The sequence below is a fragment of the Pseudorhizobium flavum genome (genome assembly GCF_044142885.1).
Classification (GTDB): Bacteria; Pseudomonadota; Alphaproteobacteria; order Rhizobiales; family Rhizobiaceae; genus Neorhizobium; species Neorhizobium flavum.
Genome location: NZ_JBIOKZ010000029.1, coordinates 1 through 4,973, shown reverse-complemented (window position 1 = coordinate 4,973; position 4,973 = coordinate 1). Strand labels below are relative to the sequence as shown.

Below are 4,973 nucleotides of genomic sequence, written 5' to 3'. Positions count from 1 at the left end.
GCAGATGGCCTGTCGGCTGTAGCGACCGGTGCGCTGAACATCAGGTGGGGTGCTGACGACGCTGACACGGTCGCGGATCTCGGTGGCCTCGGTGATCGTTCGATTGCGTTCACCAACGCGACTGTTTCTGTAGCGAACGCCTATAACGGTGCATCACTGACGTCGCTTGGTCTGCCCGTGTCGACAGCCGTATTGGCGAACGGCACGCTGGTTGGTTACACGGGCTCTACCGTGCCGACCTCGTCTGCTGCAGCCAATGTGGTGTTCCATGCCACGCTGTCGGACAACGGCAGTGGCTCCTATACCTTCACGCTGGTCAAGCCGCTCGATCATGCCGCGGGTGACGGGGCGAATGGCGAGAACGATCTGTCGCTGAGCTTCGGCTACACGGCGACCGACAGCGATGGCGATACGGTCACCGGCCGGTTCACGGTTGATGTTCGCGATGACGTTGCAACGATCGGCGCGCCGTTTGCAGGCGGTATCGTTGAGGAAGAGCAGAAGCAGGTTGCCGGTGACGGCAACGAAGGCACGGAAGGTGAAGGCGACGCAGACAGCTTCGGCGGGTTCCTTGGCCTCCAGTTCCGGGACCGCACGACGCATGAGACTGGTGGCTCGCTTTCGATCTCGTGGGGTTCTGACGATGCCAACGATGGCAACGGCCAGCCGGGTGATCGCTCGGTCCAGTTCGGCCCGGACGCGGTTGCAAATCTCACCGCTCTGAACCTGACCTCTGACGGCGATGCGATCAAGTACACCACTGTGACCGTGAGCGGTCAGCAGGTCCTGCTTGCCTATACGGGTAATGTGATCCCGACCACCGTTCCGACGACGACGAATGCAGCGCTTGCCGGCAACATCGTCTTCTCGGTCGCCCTGTCGGATACTGGTGCAGGCTCCTATGCATTCAAGCTCTACGACACGCTGGACCACCAGGGTTCGGTGCAGGGCGAGGACAGCCAGATCCTGAACTTCCAGTTCACCGCGACGGACAGTGACGGTGACGTAACGGCGCCTGCGACCTTCTCGGTCAAGGTGATCGATGACCAGCCGATCGCGCTCGGTACGATCCTGGATCGTGTCGTTGAGGAAGAGGAGCTTTCTAATGGCAACGAGGATCGCGTATCCGGATCCGGGGATCTGGATGCCGACACTTCTATCTTTGGTCTGCCTCTCAATCTGGCGACCGACAAGGCAGACGGCTCGCTCAACATTGCCTGGGGCGGCGACGACGGCAACAAGAACGTCAATGGTGGCTTTACCGGCACCCAGGTGGCTGGTGACCGTTCGGTCGTGTTCTCGACCGGCACGGGTGCTGCCAAGATCCTGACCGCCAATGAGGTCTCGCAGTTCCTCACGGTCAGCGGTGGAAACGGTCCGGTTGCGATCGGCGCACTGACCTCCGAAGGCAAGCCGCTGGTGTTCACGCTCTCGGCCAACGGTTCCATCCTGACGGCATCTGCCGATGGGAAGACCGTCTTCACGGTCAAGCTGTCGGATCAGGGCAATGGCTCCTTTGACTTCGATCTCGATGGCGTACTCGACCATCCGGTCAAGGCAAGCGGTGCAGCCAATGAAGACGTCCTGTCCTTCAAGTTCACCTTCACCGCCCGCGATGGTGACGGCGATATCGCCAGGAACGACTTCACCGTAAAGGTCATCGATGATGCGCCTGTTCGTGGGGAAGAGGTTCGTGGCACGGCAGAGGATGAGGCTGTCAACGGCGGCAACAATGAAGCAGATGGCCTGTCGGCTGTAGCGACCGGTGCGCTGAACATCAGGTGGGGTGCTGACGACGCTGACACGGTCGCGGATCTCGGTGGCCTCGGTGATCGTTCGATTGCGTTCACCAACGCGACTGTTTCTGTAGCGAACGCCTATAACGGTGCATCACTGACGTCGCTTGGTCTGCCCGTGTCGACAGCCGTATTGGCGAACGGCACGCTGGTTGGTTACACGGGCTCTACCGTGCCGACCTCGTCTGCTGCAGCCAATGTGGTGTTCCATGCCACGCTGTCGGACAACGGCAGTGGCTCCTATACCTTCACGCTGGTCAAGCCGCTCGATCATGCCGCGGGTGACGGGGCGAATGGCGAGAACGATCTGTCGCTGAGCTTCGGCTACACGGCGACCGACAGCGATGGCGATACGGTCACCGGCCGGTTCACGGTTGATGTTCGCGATGACGTTGCAACGATCGGCGCGCCGTTTGCAGGCGGTATCGTTGAGGAAGAGCAGAAGCAGGTTGCCGGTGACGGCAACGAAGGCACGGAAGGTGAAGGCGACGCAGACAGCTTCGGCGGGTTCCTTGGCCTCCAGTTCCGGGACCGCACGACGCATGAGACTGGTGGCTCGCTTTCGATCTCGTGGGGTTCTGACGATGCCAACGATGGCAACGGCCAGCCGGGTGATCGCTCGGTCCAGTTCGGCCCGGACGCGGTTGCAAATCTCACCGCTCTGAACCTGACCTCTGACGGCGATGCGATCAAGTACACCACTGTGACCGTGAGCGGTCAGCAGGTCCTGCTTGCCTATACGGGTAATGTGATCCCGACCACCGTTCCGACGACGACGAATGCAGCGCTTGCCGGCAACATCGTCTTCTCGGTCGCCCTGTCGGATACTGGTGCAGGCTCCTATGCATTCAAGCTCTACGACACGCTGGACCACCAGGGTTCGGTGCAGGGCGAGGACAGCCAGATCCTGAACTTCCAGTTCACCGCGACGGACAGTGACGGTGACGTAACGGCGCCTGCGACCTTCTCGGTCAAGGTGATCGATGACCAGCCGATCGCGCTCGGTACGATCCTGGATCGTGTCGTTGAGGAAGAGGAGCTTTCTAATGGCAACGAGGATCGCGTATCCGGATCCGGGGATCTGGATGCCGACACTTCTATCTTTGGTCTGCCTCTCAATCTGGCGACCGACAAGGCAGACGGCTCGCTCAACATTGCCTGGGGCGGCGACGACGGCAACAAGAACGTCAATGGTGGCTTTACCGGCACCCAGGTGGCTGGTGACCGTTCGGTCGTGTTCTCGACCGGCACGGGTGCTGCCAAGATCCTGACCGCCAATGAGGTCTCGCAGTTCCTCACGGTCAGCGGTGGAAACGGTCCGGTTGCGATCGGCGCACTGACCTCCGAAGGCAAGCCGCTGGTGTTCACGCTCTCGGCCAACGGTTCCATCCTGACGGCATCTGCCGATGGGAAGACCGTCTTCACGGTCAAGCTGTCGGATCAGGGCAATGGCTCCTTTGACTTCGATCTCGATGGCGTACTCGACCATCCGGTCAAGGCAAGCGGTGCAGCCAATGAAGACGTCCTGTCCTTCAAGTTCACCTTCACCGCCCGCGATGGTGACGGCGATATCGCCAGGAACGACTTCACCGTAAAGGTCATCGATGATGCGCCGACGGTAGAGGACAACGCTGTTGTACAGCTTGACGACGATTCTCTCGTTGTCGGTGCAACGCCGATTGTTGCCACAGGCGTCCTGGAGAACGAGCTTGGCGCCGACGGTGGCAAAGTCTCCTGGCTTTCCAACGGCATGACGCTCGGCAACAATGGTCTTTGGTACCAGTACGTTTCACCGACAGAGCTGATCATTACTCAGAACCAGAACGGTCAAACCGTTCAGGTCGTGAAGATGACGATCACGAACCAGGCCACCGGCGCATATTCTATCGAACAGTTGGCGCCTGTGCGTCACCCAGTTGGGGGCGTTGAGGACAATATCGAATTCACCGTCTCTTATGAGGCACGTGATGGCGACAATGACACGGCCGCGGGCACCATCACGGTCAAGATCAACGACGATATGCCGACGGTAGAGGCCAACGCTGTTGTACAGCTTGACGACGATTCTCTCGTTGTCGGTGCAACGCCGATTGTTGCCACAGGCGTCCTGGAGAACGAGCTTGGCGCCGACGGTGGTAAAGTGTCCTGGCTTTCCAACGGCATGACGCTCGGCAACAATGATCTTTGGTACCAGTACGTCTCGCCGACAGAGCTGATCATCACTCAGAACCAGAACGGTCAAACCGTTCAGGTCGTAAAGATGACGATCACGAACCAGGTCACCGGCGCATATTCTATTGAGCAGTTGGCGCCAGTGCGTCACCCACTCGGGGGCGTTGAGGACAACATCGAATTCACCGTCTCTTATGAGGCACGTGATGGCGACAATGACACGGCCACGGGCACCATCACGGTCAACATCAACGACGACACGCCGACTGGCGGTGCCGGTACGACGGCCTGGCTGAACGACGACATACTTTCCAGCGGCAACCCGGGCGGAAACGGCGACCACGGACTGGCGAACACAAGCAATGTGCTTAAACACAGCTTTGGTGCGGATGGTCCGGGAGGCATCGCCTGGAGCGGGATCACCGTGACCAACGGAGGCAATCAGGCTGACTTCGCGTCCAGTGTCTCCACGGATGGCAAGACCCTCCAGGTCTTCCAGAGCGGCACCCTGGTCATCACGGCTGTGCTCAATCCTCTGACTGGCCAGTACACGCTGACCCAGAACGCTCCGATCGATCACGTAACGGGCGGAAACGAAAACGAGATCCAATTCAAGTTCAACTACAATGTCACCGATGGCGATGGTGACGTCGCCCCTGGCTATATCTGGGTCAATGTCGACGACGACACGCCCACTGGTGGTGCCGGCACGACGGCTTGGCTTAACGACGACATACTTTCCAGCGGCAACCCGGGCGGAAACGGCGACCACGGACTGGCGAACACAAGCAATGTGCTTAAACACAGCTTTGGTGCGGATGGTCCGGGAGGCATCGCCTGGAGCGGGATCACCGTGACCAACGGAGGCAATCAGGCTGACTTCGCGTCCAGTGTCTCCACGGATGGCAAGACCCTCCAGGTCTTCCAGAGCGGCACCCTGGTCATCACGGCTGTGCTCAATCCTCTGACTGGCCAGTACACGCTGACCCAGAACGCTCCGATCGA

General features: G+C 59.9%; 1 protein-coding gene. It reads left to right on the top strand.

Features of this window, described 5'->3' with window-relative positions:
- A partial coding sequence (locus ACEPP2_RS21130; protein WP_395517875.1) for a beta strand repeat-containing protein occupies positions 1-4,973 on the top strand: 4,973 nt, incomplete at both ends.